Origin of the sequence: Desulfoluna spongiiphila, assembly GCF_900101345.1 — a bacterium.
In the GTDB taxonomy this organism is placed as follows: domain Bacteria; phylum Desulfobacterota; class Desulfobacteria; order Desulfobacterales; family Desulfolunaceae; genus Desulfoluna; species Desulfoluna spongiiphila.
This window is the reverse complement of sequence record NZ_FMUX01000009.1, coordinates 86,598-103,403: the sequence shown is the minus strand read 5'-3', so window position 1 is coordinate 103,403 and position 16,806 is coordinate 86,598. Positions and strand designations below refer to the sequence as shown.

At 58.5% G+C, this 16,806-nt stretch carries 14 protein-coding genes; 11 read left to right on the top strand and 3 right to left on the bottom strand.

From position 1 onward, the window contains the following. The first annotated feature begins 608 nt into the window (after positions 1-608). The 5 genes from BLQ12_RS13285 (at position 609) to BLQ12_RS13265 (ending at position 8,486) form a co-directional block, all read left to right on the top strand. Positions 609-2,012 (top strand): BatD family protein, encoded by a 1,404-nt coding sequence (locus tag BLQ12_RS13285; protein WP_175469757.1) that lies wholly within the window; start codon positions 609-611, stop codon positions 2,010-2,012. Positions 2,013-2,365: 353 nt separating this feature from the next. Further along, entirely contained in the window at positions 2,366-3,766 is a 1,401-nt protein-coding gene (locus tag BLQ12_RS13280) for a cytochrome b N-terminal domain-containing protein (protein WP_092211147.1), read from the top strand. Between the two features lie 8 nt (positions 3,767-3,774). Beyond that, positions 3,775-4,290, top strand: a complete 516-nt coding sequence (locus BLQ12_RS13275; protein WP_092211146.1) for a QcrA and Rieske domain-containing protein — start codon at positions 3,775-3,777, stop codon at positions 4,288-4,290. Further along, positions 4,283-6,619, top strand: coding sequence for a tetratricopeptide repeat protein (locus BLQ12_RS13270; protein WP_217640310.1), 2,337 nt, complete (start codon positions 4,283-4,285; stop codon positions 6,617-6,619). The genes BLQ12_RS13275 and BLQ12_RS13270 overlap by 8 nt, the downstream gene beginning before the upstream one ends. Positions 6,620-6,947: 328 nt before the next feature. After that, a complete protein-coding gene (locus BLQ12_RS13265; protein WP_092211145.1) occupies positions 6,948-8,486 on the top strand; it encodes an arylsulfatase in 1,539 nt (512 codons plus the stop codon). 99 nt (positions 8,487-8,585) lie between these two features. On the opposite strand, the gene BLQ12_RS13260 is transcribed toward BLQ12_RS13265, so the two are convergent. After that, a complete protein-coding gene (locus BLQ12_RS13260) occupies positions 8,586-9,242 on the bottom strand; it encodes a class I SAM-dependent methyltransferase (RefSeq protein WP_092211144.1) in 657 nt (218 codons plus the stop codon). Positions 9,243-9,256: 14 nt separating this feature from the next. Beyond that, positions 9,257-10,765 (bottom strand): methyl-accepting chemotaxis protein, encoded by a 1,509-nt coding sequence (locus tag BLQ12_RS13255; RefSeq protein ID WP_092211143.1) that lies wholly within the window; start codon positions 10,763-10,765, stop codon positions 9,257-9,259. A gap of 656 nt (positions 10,766-11,421) precedes the next feature. Between BLQ12_RS13255 and BLQ12_RS13250 the strand changes: the two genes are divergently transcribed. The 6 genes from BLQ12_RS13250 to BLQ12_RS13220 all read left to right on the top strand — a co-directional run bounded on the left by BLQ12_RS13250 (position 11,422) and on the right by BLQ12_RS13220 (position 15,809). Continuing rightward, on the top strand, positions 11,422-12,540 hold the full coding sequence (locus BLQ12_RS13250; protein ID WP_175469755.1) for a 4Fe-4S dicluster domain-containing protein: 1,119 nt from the start codon (positions 11,422-11,424) through the stop codon (positions 12,538-12,540). A gap of 405 nt (positions 12,541-12,945) precedes the next feature. After that, on the top strand, positions 12,946-13,842 hold the full coding sequence (locus tag BLQ12_RS13240) for a permease (protein ID WP_092211140.1): 897 nt from the start codon (positions 12,946-12,948) through the stop codon (positions 13,840-13,842). Positions 13,843-13,923: 81 nt separating this feature from the next. Next, positions 13,924-14,106: a hypothetical protein gene (locus tag BLQ12_RS13235; RefSeq protein WP_092211139.1), complete on the top strand. Its 183-nt coding sequence runs from the start codon at positions 13,924-13,926 to the stop codon at positions 14,104-14,106. A 118-nt stretch (positions 14,107-14,224) separates the two neighbouring features. After that, positions 14,225-14,641, top strand: a complete 417-nt coding sequence (locus BLQ12_RS13230) for a rhodanese-like domain-containing protein (protein ID WP_175469753.1) — start codon at positions 14,225-14,227, stop codon at positions 14,639-14,641. Positions 14,642-14,652: 11 nt separating this feature from the next. After that, positions 14,653-15,078: a rhodanese-like domain-containing protein gene (locus BLQ12_RS13225; RefSeq protein ID WP_092211138.1), complete on the top strand. Its 426-nt coding sequence runs from the start codon at positions 14,653-14,655 to the stop codon at positions 15,076-15,078. Continuing rightward, complete coding sequence (locus tag BLQ12_RS13220) at positions 15,069-15,809, top strand: sulfite exporter TauE/SafE family protein (protein ID WP_175469752.1); 741 nt, start codon at positions 15,069-15,071, stop codon at positions 15,807-15,809. The genes BLQ12_RS13225 and BLQ12_RS13220 overlap by 10 nt, the downstream gene beginning before the upstream one ends. Positions 15,810-16,109: 300 nt before the next feature. Here the strand turns inward: BLQ12_RS13220 and BLQ12_RS13215 are convergent, their stop codons facing one another. Further along, entirely contained in the window at positions 16,110-16,535 is a 426-nt protein-coding gene (locus BLQ12_RS13215; RefSeq protein ID WP_092211136.1) for a MarR family winged helix-turn-helix transcriptional regulator, read from the bottom strand. Positions 16,536-16,806: the final 271 nt, after the last annotated feature.

The following is a 16,806-nucleotide window of genomic DNA, read 5'->3' as shown; positions in this document are numbered from 1 at the left end:
GCGTCTGGAGCGCCGCACTCCAGTGCGGCAAACGCATCGGCTCACGAAAAAAGCCGCACAGGAGTGCGGCGCTCCAAATATGATGCCACGCGAAAGAAAACAGATGAAAAGCCATGCCCGTTTTGGTCAACGCAGGCTGAGGTAAAAATCTCCGACGGTAAAGGAATCCCAAAGCGTCTGGAGCGCCGCACTCCAGTGCGGCAAACGCATCGGCTCACGAAAAAAGCCGCACAGGAGTGCGGCGCTCCAAATATGATGCCACGCGAAAGAAAACAGATGAAAAGCCATGCCCGTTTTGGTCAACGCAGGCTGAGGTAAAAACCTCCCACGGTAAAGGAATCCCAAAGCACCTAGAGCGCCGCACTCCAGTGCGGCAAACGCATCGGCTCACGGAAAAAGCCGCACAGGAGTGCGGCGCTCCAAATACGATGCCACGCGAGAGAAAACAGATGAAAAGCCATGCCCGTTTTGGTCAACGCAGGCTGAGGCATAAACCTCCGACAGCAAAGGAATCCCAATGCGTCTGGAGCGCCGCACTCCGGTGCGGCAAACGCATCGGCTCACGAAAAAAGCCGCACAGGAGTGCGGCGCTCCATAAGAGGCGCCCCATGTCCACCCCCCAAAGAAAAGAAACCATCATGCCCGCTGCCACGCCAAACACGCCCCTGGTGATCCCACCGAAACTCCGCATCCGGCGTTTTTGCCTGCTGCTCTTAGGGATGGCCCTTCTCCTGCCACTCCGTGTCGGTGCTGAAGCCCCTTCAGAAAAAATCCGGGTCACCTTTACCCCGGAGGGCACGGTTCGGGTGGGGCAAAGGGTTACCCTGGCCATCGAACTCATGACCACCGCCCGGTTTTCAGGGTCGCCGGAGTTTGACCTGCCGGAGATACCGGGAGTCATCGCCATGAAGCTGGGAACCTTCGGTGTCAACAGCACGGAAACCATAGACGGCATCACCTACAGCGTCCAGGGGCATGAATTCGCCCTCTTTGCACAGCGGCCCGGCAAACGCACCATCGAGCCGTTTAACGTGCGCTTTTTTCCCACAGGGCCCGGAGCAGCCCCTCCCCGAGACGTCACCTTGAAAACAGAAGCCCTGACCCTCGACGCCACCATGCCCCCGGGTGCCGAAGGGTTAAACGCCCTCATCTGCACCGAAGCCCTTGAGGTGACCGAAACATGGGACCCGGCCATAGAAGACGCCAAGGTGGGGGATGCCTTTACGCGCCGCATCACCATGCGCGCCGAAGACGTCCCGGGCATGGCCTTCCCACCCCTTCCGGTTCCCGACATACGCGCCGTGGGAATCTACCCGAAGGAGCCCCTCGTCAACGACAAAACCGACCGGGGGGACTTTACCGGGGAGAGGACGGAAACCATCACCTATGTGTGCGAAGCCAAGGGAACCGTCACCTTTCCCGAGGTGGTAATCCACTGGTGGGACCTGAGTAATGAGGAACTCAAAACTGAAACCCTCCCTGCGGTAACCCTCAAGGTCAAAGCCAACCCGAAGCTCATGACGGGGACGGATTCCCCCTCGTCCTTTTCGCCCCGCAGTCGGGCCGTGCCGTGGCTCCTTTTCCTGGGCACCGGCCTTGCACTGTGCCTTGGGGCTGGCGTCAGGTACCGGGCGTCGTTCAGCTGCTTGATCGCCCCATGGAAAGAGGCCGGAAAAAACCCGGAGAAGACCTGTTTCAAGCAGATACAAACCGCCTGCCAAGCCAAGGACCCCATGGCAGCCTACGCCGGCCTCCTGAAGTGGCTGGACACCATCCATACCGGCGCCTCCCCCGCCACCCTGGCCTGGCTGAGTAAAGAGACCCAAAACCCGGCTCTCTCCAAAGAGGCAGACCGCCTGCAGTCGCGGCTTTTCCAAGGACCCGAAAAAGATCCCTCTCCCTGGGACGCAGGGGCCTTCTTCCGGGCCCTCTCAACATCCCGGCGGCACCTGTTGAAAAGAATAAAACCGGGGCGCATAAAAAACGGGTTGCCGTCGTTGAATCCGTCCTGACGATCGCACAGAAAAAAACATGCCTTCCGGCGGCGAGGTGAGCCACCTCGAAAGCAAATTGCGAATGCGCTTTATTCAAGTCATGGTGAGGGCATCGTGCTAAATAGCTGTTTGTCAAACGTTTCAAAAGTTTGGCCGCCGGAGGCAAAACAGACCAAGCGAGGAACTATTGGGCTTGCTTTTCTAAAAAAATCTTGTAGTATTTCAAGTGCGATAAGCAACCTCACACGTTTTACTCATCTCCCCTGCTGCCTGCCGAGTCCCGCGCAGAGACATCATTCGACTTGTCCCGGCCCCTGTACGCGGGTACCGGCGACCCATCACGACACGTCAACCCCGACACCGGAAAAGCGATGGCTGAGGCTAAAACTGTTTTCACCCGACTTCGACGATCCATTTCCTATCCCCCCGTGCGCCCGGGAACCGAAAAGAAAAGGGCCTGGGCGGCCTATGAAAACCTTATCCTGCATATTCATCCGAGAAAAGTCCCCCTGGCGTCCCTTACGTTTACCCTCACCTGGGGCCTGGGAGGCATGTGCGCGGTGCTGTTCTTCCTCCTTGCCGCAAGCGGGATGCTGCTGCTCTTTGTCTACGAGCCCTTCCCGGAAAAAGCCTATCAGTCCGTCCTGACGTTGCAAAACGAGGTCCTTTTCGGGCAATTGGTCCGGAACCTCCATTACTGGAGCGCCAATTTCCTTATCCTGGCAGCCTTCCTTCACCTGCTGCGGGTCTTCTACACCGGGGCCTTTCACTCCGTGAGGCAGTTCAACTGGGTCATCGGCGTGTTCCTCTTTACCGGGATCATCCTCTCCAATTTTACCGGGTACCTGCTCCCCTGGGACCAGTTGTCTTACTGGGCCGTCACCATCTCCACGGGCATGACCGAGTACATCCCCCTTGTGGGCGGCTGGATCCAGACCACCCTTCAGGGAAGCGACGATACCGGCTCCCACACCCTCATGATCTTTTTTACCCTCCACACCACGGTGCTGCCCGGTGCCATGGTGACCCTGATGGCGTACCACTTCTGGCGCATACGAAAAGCCGGAGGCGTGGTGCTCCCCCCCTCACACGGCCAGACCGGGCAGCCGCCCATGGTGGACACCCTCCCCAATCTTGCCGTCCGGGAGGCGGTGACAGCCCTTATTCTCCTGGCCGTGCTCCTCATCGTCTCGGTGGCATTCAACGCCCCCCTGGGGGAGATGGCCAACCCTGGCCTCAGCCCGAACCCGGCCAAGGCCCCCTGGTACTTCATGGGGTTCCAGGAGCTGCTCCTGCATGTTCACCCCTCCTTTGCCGTGTGTTTCATCCCCGCAGCCCTTTTCCTGCTTTGCCTCATCCTGCCCTATTTTCGCTACGATCACCCCTCCGGTGACCATGAGCCCCCCAGCGGGATCTGGTTTGTGTCGACCAGGGGAAAAAGGGCGGGCATTATCGCCGCCATCACCGCAGGGCTCTTCGTGCCTGCAGCCATCGTCATAAACGAATATGCACCGGGCTTTTCCGGGTGGTTCCCCGGCCTGCCCCCCATCGTCACCGACGGCATTGTGCCCACGGGCATGGCGTGCGCAGCCATCGCCGTTTTTTACCGGCTCATCAAAACGCGCGTGGCCTCCGTGAATACCGAAACAACCCTGGCGCTCTTTACCCTGGCCGTTGTCTCATTTGCCCTTCTCACCCTCACCGGTGTCTGGTTCAGGGGGGAGGGCATGGGGCTTGCCCAGCCATTTTGGTCACTGATCTCAGGAGATTAAAAACACCAATGACCACACACACAACCCACACCGCAGGCGATCAGGAGCCCCCGCCCCGAAGGAGTTTCCTTAAAACCATCTGGGCCTTTCTGGGAGTTATCGCCGCCGGAGAATTCCTCTGGATCGTCTCCGGGTTCTTAAAGCCCGGCAAAAAAACGTCACAGACGGCCCTGCCGGAGACATTGATTGAGGCAGGAAAACTGGAGGACTTCCCCATCGGATCCGTCACCGCCTTTGTCCGGGGCCGGTTCTACCTCTCCCGGCTGGAGGACGGCGGCGTCCTTGCCATCTCCCGCAAGTGCACCCACCTGGGATGCACCGTGCCCTGGGACGACGAGGAAAAAAAATTTATCTGCCCCTGCCATGCCTCGGCCTTTGATATGGCAGGGGATGTCATCAGCCCTCCGGCGCCGCGGCCCCTGGACATTCACCCCGTATCCATTGAAAACGGCGTAATCACCGTCAACACGAGCCGGACCATCCGGCGCAACACCCTGGACGCGTCCCAGATCGCCTATGCCTGAAGACAAAACCATGCCCTCGGACCTCACACAAAACCGCCATGAGCGACAGCGCTGGATCACAGCCGGTGTCATCGCCACGCTGGTCATCGTCGTGTGTGTCCCGCTGTACGTTCTCAAGACAGAGTACCTGCGCAGGACACATCCGCAGGCGCTCCCTGCCTCCCCCACCTTTGTGGGCAGGCAGGCCTGCATCAGCTGCCACAAACCCGAGTATGACAAATGGCTCAACTCAGACCACGACCAGGCCATGGACGTGGCCACCGACGCCACGGTACTCGGTGATTTTGATAACGCCGTGTTTACTCAAAACGGCATCACCACCCGATTCTACAGGACCGACGACTCCTTTTTCGTCAACACCCGGGGACCGGACGGCAAAAACGGGGATTTCCAGGTCACCCATACCTTCGGGGTCTATCCCCTCCAGCAATACCTGGTTCCTTTCCCGGGGGGGCGGTTCCAGTGCCTTACCATTGCCTGGGACGTGGATAAAAAACAGTGGTACGCCCTTCCCAACCACACGGACGACTCCGACGACTGGCTTCACTGGACCAAGGCAGCCCAGAACTGGAACGGGATGTGCGCGGAGTGCCACTCCACCCACCTGCGCAAGGGCTACGACCACCAGACCGATACCTTCAACACGACCTGGACTGAAATCGATGTAAGCTGTGAGGCGTGCCACGGGCCGGGTTCCGCCCATGTGGCCTGGGCTGAAAAGCCCGACATGGCCCGGGAAAAGACAGAAAACTACCACCTGATGGTGGACACACGGGATATCACCCCCGAGGCACAGCTCGCCATCTGTGCCCGATGCCACTCCCGGCGCGCCTCCTTTGCGGATTTCGATCACCGGGACGACAACATCATGGACTGCATCATCCCCACCCTCTTAAACGACGGGTTGTACCATCCCGACGGGCAGATCCTGGATGAGGTCTACGTCTACGGCTCCTTTACCCAGAGCAAAATGTACCAGAGGGACGTCAAGTGCAGCGATTGCCACGACGTGCACAGCCTGAAGCGAAAAAGCGAGGGCAACGACCTGTGCCTCCAGTGCCACCGCAAAGATATCTACGACACATCCGACCACCACTTTCACAAAGCCACGGACAAGGGAAAACCCAGCAAAGGGGACGACTGCACCAGCTGCCACATGCCCGAAACCCCGTACATGGGCATCGACATGCGTGCCGACCACAGCATCAGGATCCCCAGGCCCGATTTGAGCCTTGCGCTCCAGACGCCCAACGCCTGCAACGCCTCAGGCTGCCACGGAGACAAAACAACGCAGTGGTCCGCCGACTGGACCAAAACATGGTACGGCCTGAGAAAAAGGGCCCACTACGGAACCGTCTTTGCCATGGCGCGTGCAGGCAATCCCGATGCAAAAGACGAACTGATCCGGCTCTCCCGGGACCAGCTGGGGCCACCGGTGGTCAGGGCAACGGCCCTTTCTTTGCTGCAGCGGTTTATGGACGATAAAGTCATCGACGTGCTGGAGGAGTCCCTTTCGGACAACGAAGCCCTGATTCGGCACACAGGGATCGCCACCCTGAACCTCACGGGCCACGAACAAACCACCCGTCTCATCACGCCCCTTCTCTATGATCCGGTAAAAGCCGTGCGCATCCAGGCGGCCCTGAGCCTGGCACCGGTGTATAAGGAACAGCTTAGCGACAACCAGAAAATCGTCTTCCATTCGGCCATCCGCGAATACCGCGAAGCCATGGAATATGCCTCGGATTTTGCATCGGGGCGATTCAATCTGGGGATCATGTACGATGCCCTGGGCGACACAGGTCAGGCCATCGCCCAGTACCGGGAAGCCATCCGCATCGACGCACAGTTTTACCCGGCCAAGAACAACCTGGCCATGCTCTACAACCGAACCGGCAACAACAAGGGGGCCGTTGCGCTGTTTCAAGGCATCTTGAAGGACCACCCGGAGCGTTACGACATGGCCTACTCCCTGGGTCTTTTGCTTGCCGAAGAGAAGCAATACGCGGAGGCGGCGGTGTATCTGAGACAAGCGGCCCGGGGCCTGCCGGAACGGTCCCGCATCCACTACAACCTGGGCCTGCTGCTGCAACACCTGGGTAAACACGCGGAAGCCGAAGCCTCCCTGCTCACGGCCCTGTCCATCGAGCCGGACCATGCGGATTACCTCCTCGCCCTGGCGGACCACCTGATAAAAAACGGACGGTATGACGACGCCGCCCTGGTGGCCCGGGCCATGATCGAGAAACACCCGGACAACCAGACCGGCTACGAGCTGTTGCGCTACATCCGGCACATGAAAGAAAGGCCCCAGGCAGGCCGGGGCTGAACCCCGGGGTCACGACGCCTTACCGCCTGTGACAGCCTCACTGTATCCCCGCTGTCATCAGGCAGAAGGTCCCTCTGCTGCCTTGCAGGCACGCGCACCCAACCCGTGAAATTACCGGGTTAAATATCGCATCCCGTCTCAAAACACGTGTTTACCGTTGAAAAAACAATTTGAAAAAGATATTATTTTACATCTTTACCCGCCTGTCCCTTTTCTTACAAGCAAACGCTTCATACGTAACAGCCACATCAACATGTCGCCTTACCGCCAGCGATTCATGTATCAAAAACCGTTGTACCCATGTCCTAACATAATTAAGGAGCAGACTATGAGAACAGGCAAATTGATGGTCGCGATTATCGCCACGTCCATTGCGATGATCGTAGCTGCGGGTCCTGCTGCGGCTGCAGACAAACCGAATATCCTTGTCATCATGAGTGACGATGTGGGGGTCCACAACGTCAGCGCTTACAGCAGGGGCCTTGTGGGGTTCATGACCCCGAACCTCGACCGGCTTGCCCACGAAGGGATGATGTTCACGGACTATTATGCGGAGCAAAGCTGTACCGCCGGGCGATCCGCCTTCATCACCGGGCAGAGTCCCGTGCGTACGGGGCTCAGCAAGGTGGGACTCCCCGGTGCCGACCTCGGGCTCCGCGCAGAGGACCCCACCCTGGCAGAACTTTTAAAGCCCCACGGCTACATGACCGGTCAGTTCGGGAAAAACCACCTGGGCGACAAGGATGAATTCCTTCCCACGGCCCACGGCTTCGATGAGTTCTTCGGCAACCTTTACCACCTCAACGCCGAAGAGGAGCCCGAGCATGAGGATTACCCGAAGAATCCGGAATTCCGCAAGAAGTTCGGCCCCAGGGGCGTCATCAAATCCACGGCAGACGGCAAGATCGAAGACACCGGCCCCCTGACCCGCAAGCGCATGGAAACCGTGGATGGAGAATTCCTCGCGGCCACCAAAGACTTCATCGGCCGGGCCAAGAAAGCCAAAAAGCCCTTCTTTGCCTGGTTCAACCCCAGCCGCATGCACTTTTACACCCACCTGAAAAAAGAGAGCGCAGGGGTTACGGGCCTGGGCATTTATGCCGACGGCATGGTGGAACACGACAAAATGGTGGGAGAGCTCCTGGACTTCCTGAAAGCCCAGGGCCTGGAAGAGAACACCATCGTTGTCTACACAACGGACAACGGGCCCCACTACAACGAGTGGCCTGACGGCGGCATCTCCCCCTTCCGCGGTGAGAAAAACACCAACTGGGAGGGCGGCTACAGGGTTCCGGCCATGGTGAGATGGCCCGGAAAAATTCCGGCGGCAACCGTCTCCAACGAAATCATGTCCATGCAGGACTGGGTCCCCACCCTCATGGCAGCCGTAGGCGACGACAAGATAACGGAAAAACTGCTCAAAGGGCACAAAGCCGCGGGTAAAAAGTTCAAGGTCCACTTGGACGGATTCAACTTTCTGCCCCACATCACCGGCAAAGAAAAAGAGGGCCCCAGAAAGGATTTCTTTTACTTCAACGACGACGCCGAGCTTGTGGGCCTTCGCTATGCCCAGTGGAAGATTGTCTTCGCCGAGCAGCGGGCGAAAAAAATAGACGTATGGCAGGAGCCCTTTATCTGGCTCCGCGCCCCCAAGATCTTCAACCTCCGAAGCGACCCCTATGAGCGGGCCGATACGGACTCAAACAACTACGGCCGCTGGTATGTGGAGCATGTGTTCCTCCTGACCCCTGCCCAGCACGTGGTGGGCAAATTCATCGCCACCCTGAAAGACTATCCCCCACGCCAGAAACCCGCAAAATTCAATGTGGACGCCGTGATGGAGACCCTCTACAAAGCGGGCGGCTAAGGGAGAGCGAAACCCCATCTCCCCCGGTATAACAAAAAAAAGCCCCTGTCACCGATGACAGGGGCTTTTTTTAAATTCGCACAGCAATATCCCCACGGCTTACGCGGGTTTTTGAAGCAGCAACAGCTCCTGCACCTCCGTAAGGGATAGGGGCCGGGCGTCAAGATCCACATCGGGGTGCTCCGCCATCTGCTTTGCCAGCGCCGCGTCAAAGGGCATGCTGTAATTCCCGAAGGCCCACTCGAAGAGCTCATCCGGGCCCTCGAACACCCACCTGCTTTCAAATGATTCGCAGCGACGGACCACCCAGTCACTCTCTTTGATGGCCTGGCGCACCGCCTCTTTTTCCCGGTCTTCGTTGTGAAGCAGCGTGAAGATCTGCCCCATGCCCCCATCGTTCAACGGCTCCAGCACAAGCAAGGAGCCTCCGTCCCGGAGCACCCGCCACGCCTCCTTGAGGGCCAGCCGGCTGTCCTGGTGGTGAAGCGAGAGGCTGAAAAGGATGATGTCAAAGGAGGCGTCCTGGAACCCAAGGGCCTCCCCGGAGCCCACGGCAACCTCCGCGCCCTGAACCTTGCGTCTGGCCAGCGCCACCCTCTTCTCATCCGGGTCAATGGCTGTAAGGGCCGTGGTCTCCCTTGCCAGCCATTCGGTCAGACGGCCGTCCCCGCACCCGATTTCAAGGATGTCCTTGCCTGCCAGATCCATGAACGCCAGGATCCGTTCACGTGTTTTTTCCTCGCTGTTCTGCTCCATGGTGTCCTTTGTTTTTACGCGGAGAGCCGTCCAACGGCCTGGTTGAGGGCATCGGCCATGTCAAGGACCTCCCGGGCGCTGTCCATGACCCGGCGGCTGTTCTCCAGGTTGCCCCGGGTCTGGGTGGCGGCCCGTTCGATGCGGACCAGGATGGTTTCACTCGCCTGGTTGCTCTCCGCTGCCTTGGCGGTGATATCGGTCATGCCGGCACTCATCTCGCCCACGTTGAGATCGATCTCACGGGTGGAGGCCGACTGCTCTTCGATGGCGGCGGCCACGCCGTTGACGATGGTGCTGATATCCCCGATGACCTCGGAGATGGCCGCAATCTGCCGGGTGGAATCGGTGGTGGCGTCCTGGATCCCCTTGACCTGGCCCCGGATACCGCTGGTTGCCTCGGCGGTCTGGTGGGCAAGGGCCTTGATCTCATTGGCCACCACGGCAAACCCCTTGCCCGCTTCACCGGCACGGGCCGCCTCAATGGTGGCGTTGAGCGCCAGCAGGTTGGTCTGCTCTGAGATCTCGGTGATCACCTCGGTGATCTTGCCGATCTCCCGGGCTGCTTCATCGAGGCGCTTGATCTCCCCTGAGGCCTCTTCTGAACGGCTGACGCCCTGGGAGGAGATCTCCATGGCCCGGGCGGACTGCCCGGCAATTTCCGTCACGGCCCTGGACATCTCTTCCATGGATGCGGAGGTGACCTCCATGTTGTGGGAGGCCTGCTCCACGGCAGCCGAAATGGCCGCTGTGTTCTCACGCATGGACGAGGCATCCGACTCCACCCCGCCGATCTCGGTGGTGGTCTCTTCCGAGGCCCCGACCATCTCTTCGGAGATGTCCCGGAGTCCTTCCGAGGTACCGGTCAGCTCCCCTGCTTTTTCCCTCAGCTCGTGGACCAGCATGGAGATATCGGCGGCCCGCTCCTCCAGCAGCACGGAGTTTTCCATGTTCAACCGGTAGGAGGCGTTGGTCTTCTTGCCCACCCCCATCATGCCGAGTATGTAAACCAGAAACACAACACCGATGGCCCACTCTGCGTTCAACGCAGCCCAGAAAATGGTGGGCACCAGCAGACAGGCCACGTACCCCATCAGGAGTTTAAGCTCCGGTGCAAGGGAGATGACGCACCCCCCCACAAGGCCGCAGGTCATCACCATGGCATACACGCTATAGGCCGAGGTCACCCCGTACCAGCCGATGACCAGCACGTTCAAACCGCCCCAGAGAAGACCGGACACAAGGCTTGTGACAAGGAGAAACCGATTCCAGAACAGGGGATTGTCCTGATAGGCTGCCACCACCCGCCGGGCAGCCGCAACCCGCACAATGCTCATCACAACGATGACCGCGGTAAAAAGCCCGGTCACCAGAGTGTGCTCCTTCAGCATGGGTGTCACTGCCAGCAGGATGCAAAATACCACAAAAAAGGCCACCACCGAGGGTGCGGAAAATCCGTAGAGATCCAGATATTTCTTCGCATTGACCTGTGCGTTGCGTTCCCGTTCATTATTTTCCACAGCCATGTTCGTCCTCCCTTTTACTGACTTACCTGCACGGCGACCACCAACGCCCACCGCCTTTACTTACCAACAAGGGAACTCCGTCAACAGTCGGAACCGCCTCCCTACAAAAGCTTTTCATGAAATGATGTGCTCTATCATTAATACTTTTGCACAGAATAGTTAAACATTTTTTAACCAAAATTAAACATTGCGACACGCCATAAAACAGCAATCCGCCCCCCAAGCATGCGGATTTAAATAGTTTGTATACACACAATAAACATCAAAACGAAAGCCCACCGCAGGCCTATCTCACACGAAAAACACCGCCACAGGTTGCAATTCACACCAAAAAATTAGTTCGTACATCAACCATATTGACAAAGTCCCCCCACTTCCGATAGCCTTTAAAACAGTGCTACGTTTCCAGATTACCCAGCACCCTGATGTAATAGCCCGGCTCCCCCGGAAGGTGAAAAAATCAAGCAGAAAGCCGTGGGTTGCATGTTCCATATGAACCATCTGAATGTCGCACGCCAACCGATTGCAATACCGGACCATGACGTTAAACAAGTGGTTTTTTCAGCAATATACCCGGGCCAGGGACAATTCAGAGAAACGATGCCGGGCATCGCCTTGACGGCTGCAAAACAAACCTTGATATGCGAGGAGACCCCATGCCGGATTCCGTGTACAGAAAGCTCCAGGAACACTTAAACCAACTCCCCATGGGATTTCCTCCCACCGAAAGCGGCGTGGACATCGCCCTTTTAAAAAAGATGTACGAACCCGAAGAGGCCGAACTGACCCTGGCCCTCACCCCCGCCCCCCAGCGGGCAGATCAGATGGCCGAAAAAATGGGGATGGATCCCGGGAGCTGCAAAGCAAAGCTGGACCGCATGGGAAAGCGGGGCCTTCTCATCACCACCACCGTGAACGATGAACGCCACTACGTTTTGGCCCCCTATATCGTGGGAACCTACGAGTACCAGATCAACCGCCTGGACAAAGAGTACACCGACCTGCACAACCAATACATGATGGAGGCCATGGGCCTGGAGGTATTCGGCGGCAAGACCTCCCTTTTCCGAATCGTGCCCGTTGAAAAAAGCGTCGAGTCCGTCCAGGAGATCCTCCCCCACGACGTGGTAAAGACCAAAATCATGGAAGCGGACCGCATCGCCCTCACCGACTGCCTCTGCCGTCTGAAATCCAAGGCCGAGGGCCGGGGCTGCGACCACCCCGTCCGAACCTGCCTCTCCCTCAACCGATGCGCGGACTTCTTCATCGAAAACGATCTTCGTGCCGAAGAGATCACCAAAGAAGAGGCCCTGGCCATCATGGATATGGCCGACCGTGAGGGCCTTGTCACCCAGACCCAGAACTCGGCAGGGGACCTGGACTATATCTGCAACTGCTGCAAGTGCAGCTGCGGTATCATGGCCACCGTGGTGCACCTGGGCCTTCACAACCAGCTCACCAAGGCCACCTACATCAACACCCCGGACCTGGACGCATGCACCGGGTGCGGCACCTGCCTTGACCGCTGCATGTTCAAGGCCATCCGCATCATCGACGGCAAGGCCTCCATCCACCCGAACAAATGCATGGGCTGCGGACTCTGTACCACCACCTGCCCCGAAGGCGCTGCAAAGCTTACCAAGCGGTCCCCGGACCAGATGCCCGACGTCCCGGAAAGCGTCCAGGCCATGTACGATCGTATCCAGGCTGAAAAGGGCCGCCCCCAGGCCTTCCACTCCTTTACGGAGATCCAGAAAACGGGAATCGCGGATTAAACGCATCAACAAACCGTGAGGCGGGCAAAAGACGGCGCCGCCTCCACGGCAAAACGGCCCACACTCTCGAACCCCCCGTTTTCAGAGCCACTTCGACGGCCTGACAACGGGGGGTTCAGCATGAAAAGGCCGACACTCCCCCCGAGCATGCCCTCAAGTCCCCCACCCACAGCCACGGTCACCACGCCCTCCCCTTCTCCTCAAAAAAAAACATCAGAATAGTTGACACCGTCAACCTACATGCATATAGTTGACTATATCAACAAAACAGCCCCAGAAAAATTGGGCATGCTTTCGTTCTGATCTATCGATTATTCTTTATACACGATAGACAGGCCTTGCCCGAGGACGGGCAAAAATTTCAACCTATTAGTTGACAGCATCAATCAAAAGAAGGGATTTCCCATGAACTCATTATCTAAGGCCCTCGGGTATTTCGCCTTTATCACCGCCGAACTGACGGTTCTCTTCCTGGGGATCAGCACCATCGTGGCCCTGGTCCTCATGTACATCCCCCATGAAAAACTCCGGTCGTGGCTCTCACGACGCGGCGTTCTGGGCAATGTCATCGCAGCCATGGTGGGTTCCCTGACCCCCTTTTGCGCCTGCTCCACCATCCCCATGACCCTGGGCATGCTCAACGCCGGGGCGCCCTTCGGGCCGGTGATGTCCTTTGTCATCGCCTCGCCCCTGCTCAACCCAATTATCCTGGCCATGGTGGCGGCCATGATGGGCCTTAAGGCCAGCATCATCTACTTTACCGTCACCTTTGCCGCATCCGTTGTGTTCGGGGTGATCCTGGAAAAAACCGGCGGAGCGGCCCATGTCCGGCATGTTCGCCTGAAAAACAGCATGGCCTCCGGCGGCCAGGAGGTCCCCCCCACCTTCGGGGGCAAGCTGAAGGCCTCGTTTCTCTCGGCGTGGTCTGATTTTAGAGGGGTGCTGGTCTACCTCCTCGTGGGTGTGGGCATCGGGGCCGCCATTTACGGCTACCTTCCACAGGAATTCGTGGCCAGGCTGGCAGGGCCCGAGAACCCCTTTGCCATCCCCGTGGCAGCCGTCATCGGAATCCCGCTGTACATCCGTGCCGAGACCGCCATCCCCATCGGCCTTGCCCTTTCCCAGAAAGGCATGAGCATGGGGGCCGTCATCGCCCTGATCATCGGCGGTGCCGGCATGGCCATCCCGGAGATGAGCATGCTGGCAAGCATCTTCCGCAAGCGACTGGTGGCTTCCATTGTGGTGGTCATCTTCGCCACGGCGGTCATCGGCGGGTACGTCTTCAACCTGATGCCCGCATAACCGACAACACCCCTGCCCGTGCCCCTGGCACGCGCCGGGCCGTAAAAGGCAACCCAACCATCCATAAAAAGGAGAAAAACCATGACCAAGGATAAAAAAAGAGGATTTTTCGGAAAACTTCTGGGCGGAAAAAAATCGGAGAGCTGCTGCACCATGGAGCTCGAAGAGATCTCCGGCACCGAGCCGGGCCCCGCAGAAAAAGCTGAGGAGAAACAGCCTGAGAACAAGGAGAAGAAAAACCCCTGTTGCGGATGCGGGTGCTGAGCCATTGGCCCCATTTCAGGTTCGAACAGCCCACTGACCACAAAAAAAGCCTCCGGCGATCCTGCCGGAGGCCAACCCTTGAACACCATTTCGCATGGACCCAACCAGGACGAAACGCATGAATCGATTGGACCAGACCATCAAGAGCATGGATCTTCATTTCTTTGCAACCGGCCAGCACGGCATAACGCTTGCCATGGCCGCAGACTGCCTTGCCACCCCCGAACAGTGCCTGTTTCTCGACGTGCGCACAGATGAAGAGAGACTCTACGCCCGATTCGGGGATGCCCTTCATATCCCCCTGGAGCAGCTTCCCGACCGCATCGACGAGGTGCCCCGTGACAAAACCGTTGTCGTCTTCTGCACCTCGGTGGTGCGGGCCAGCATGGCTGCTTTTTACCTGAAAGCCGAAGGCATCGCGTCCGCCCGGACCCTGCTGGCAAACTCAGAAGAAATGATGCGGCTTTTTACCCCCGCAGAAATCCTTCGACGGGCAGAGACCACCGGCACACACACCCAACCCTGCAGCATGTAACGAGGCGCTTTATGGATAACTTGAAAGACTACTTCAGAGAGATGGACTTCGAAGCCTTCGGCACCGGAGGATTTGCAACCGCCCCCACCGCCCTTCCCGGGCTGATCAAAAACAGGGCATTTTTACTGGACCTGCGCACCCGCGAAGAAGCAGACGGGTTTTCGCTGCCCGTTGCCGTTCACATCCCTTTGCACGAGCTGCCGGACCGGCTCGATGAAATCCCCGGGGACATTCCGGTGGTTCTTTTTGCGGGCGAGCCCTGGCGGCCAAGCGTTGCCATGGCCTATCTCATTGCCAAAGGCTTTGATCAGGTCTCCATGATTCCCCAGGGGTTGCCCGAAATGGCAAAAATGCTCAAACCCGGCCCCCTGCATGCCGCGGGCGTACACCAGACCACCGAGACCAGGCCCCAGTGCGGATGCCGTCCATGCTGCTGATAACCGTTGCAGGCCTTGCCTTTGGGCTCAGCTTCTTTTTTGCCCTTGGCGGGGTGGGCAGTGCGGTGGCCCTGGTCCCGGCGCTGATGGCCGTTGGCGTTCCCGCAGGTGCCGCTCGACCCGTGGCGCTGCTGGTCAACGTGGCGAGCCTGGGCGGGGCCACCGTCCACAACCTTCGAAGCGGACAGCTCAAACCCGGCCCCTGGTGGCCGCTGATTGCATGTTCCCTTCCGGCCGCGCCCATGGGCGCCTGGTTGTCTTCACAGATTCCTCAGCTCATCCTCCAGGGGCTGTTCGCGTGTTTCATGATCCTGTCCGGGCTGGTCATTATCCGGCCCACCGGACAATCCCCGGATACGACACGAGACGCATGCCCGCCTGTGGAAAGCGCCTTGCTGGAATCGGTGTCGGGACTCATCTCGGGCATGCTGGGCGTGGGGGGCGGCGGGGTCATCGTACCCGCCCTCCACGGCATGGGGTTCCGCGCTCAACAGATCGCCATGGTGACGGCCCTTGCCGTGCCCTTCTCATCGCTGACCGGATTCATGGCGTATACGGCCATGGGGTCCCTCTCCCTTGAGACATGCGCGGCGGCTTCGGTTTCCGCCCTTGCCGGAGGAATGCTCGGCACCCGGGCCATGCACCGGATTGACCAGCGGAGAATCCGGATGATCCTGGCCTTGTCCCTCATGGCCTCGGGCCTGCGAATGCTATGGAAACTCGCGGGGTAACCCGCTCATTGAAACCATGTATTTACCGACCCGACCTTTAAGGGCCGGATCAATCTCATACCGGAACGACCGGTTTCAAGAGGGCATGGAGGCGTATCGCTACGGTGAGCGTGTTGCAAGCGAGCTGAATTCCGAAAAATAACCGAGCCTGCGTCCACAACTCCATTTATCAAAGCGCGTCAGACCACCAAAACAATGTTGCCGGGCCGGGGAAAATCCCTCGCCCCGGCAACAGCACCAAAAAAGGCACCGGACGAAAACGGCCGATGCCTCACATGATCACCATATAATCCCTTGTGGCTATTTGTTCGTGGCGCTTATAAAACTCTCCAGGGCCGTCAAAATGATCTGCCGCATGGGCTCATCGATTTTTTCCACGATCTCGTCCATCCTGGCATGGGCATTCCTGTTGATCTCATCCAGGGCATCCCGCCCCTTGGCCGTGGGGCTGACGCAGCAAACCCGCCCATCCGCCTCACTCCGTCGCCGCTCGGCGAGCCCCTTTTTCTCCAGCCTGTCCACCACCCGGGTGGCACCGCTCTTGGTAAACCCAAGCTTCTGCGCAATGCCCTGCATGGAGCAGTCGCATTCCAGGGAAATCTCCTTCAACGCCCGGATGTCCGCATAGGACATACCGTGGCAGCAGCTGTTGTCCTGAACATGGATGCCGAACCGCCACACGATGTCATCGATATAGCCTACAAACCGGTCTGTGTTTTCCGCCATGGTCTTGCCCTCTCATTTAATTGACTACATCAACCAATAAGACAGATTCCCCTGCGCTGTCAACCCTCGCGATAGACAAGCTCGACATCCTCTACATATGCAGCCCTGGTGCCTCGACTATGGAGGCACTCGACTCGTGAACTCTCTATGTTAGGGCTCACGCAAAAATAAATGTACGAACCCCATAAAAAAGCCGCTGTGCTTTGACCCGGGGCACGAGGGTTAAAGCGCTGCGGAAACCCGCTTTCAAGATGGCACACCTTGCCGCCAG

Excerpts from the sequence above, each read along its gene's own strand:
- BLQ12_RS13285 (WP_175469757.1), top strand. The coding sequence starts at position 609 with ATGTCCACCCCCCAAAGAAAAGAAACCATCATGCCCGCTGCCACGCCA.
- BLQ12_RS13280 (WP_092211147.1), top strand. The coding sequence starts at position 2,366 with ATGGCTGAGGCTAAAACTGTTTTCACCCGACTTCGACGATCCATTTCC.
- BLQ12_RS13275 (WP_092211146.1), top strand. The coding sequence starts at position 3,775 with ATGACCACACACACAACCCACACCGCAGGCGATCAGGAGCCCCCGCCC.
- BLQ12_RS13270 (WP_217640310.1), top strand. The coding sequence starts at position 4,283 with ATGCCTGAAGACAAAACCATGCCCTCGGACCTCACACAAAACCGCCAT.
- BLQ12_RS13265 (WP_092211145.1), top strand. The coding sequence starts at position 6,948 with ATGAGAACAGGCAAATTGATGGTCGCGATTATCGCCACGTCCATTGCG.
- BLQ12_RS13260 (WP_092211144.1), bottom strand. The coding sequence starts at position 9,242 with ATGGAGCAGAACAGCGAGGAAAAAACACGTGAACGGATCCTGGCGTTC.
- BLQ12_RS13255 (WP_092211143.1), bottom strand. The coding sequence starts at position 10,765 with ATGGCTGTGGAAAATAATGAACGGGAACGCAACGCACAGGTCAATGCG.
- BLQ12_RS13250 (WP_175469755.1), top strand. The coding sequence starts at position 11,422 with ATGCCGGATTCCGTGTACAGAAAGCTCCAGGAACACTTAAACCAACTC.
- BLQ12_RS13240 (WP_092211140.1), top strand. The coding sequence starts at position 12,946 with ATGAACTCATTATCTAAGGCCCTCGGGTATTTCGCCTTTATCACCGCC.
- BLQ12_RS13235 (WP_092211139.1), top strand. The coding sequence starts at position 13,924 with ATGACCAAGGATAAAAAAAGAGGATTTTTCGGAAAACTTCTGGGCGGA.
- BLQ12_RS13230 (WP_175469753.1), top strand. The coding sequence starts at position 14,225 with ATGAATCGATTGGACCAGACCATCAAGAGCATGGATCTTCATTTCTTT.
- BLQ12_RS13225 (WP_092211138.1), top strand. The coding sequence starts at position 14,653 with ATGGATAACTTGAAAGACTACTTCAGAGAGATGGACTTCGAAGCCTTC.
- BLQ12_RS13220 (WP_175469752.1), top strand. The coding sequence starts at position 15,069 with ATGCTGCTGATAACCGTTGCAGGCCTTGCCTTTGGGCTCAGCTTCTTT.
- BLQ12_RS13215 (WP_092211136.1), bottom strand. The coding sequence starts at position 16,535 with ATGGCGGAAAACACAGACCGGTTTGTAGGCTATATCGATGACATCGTG.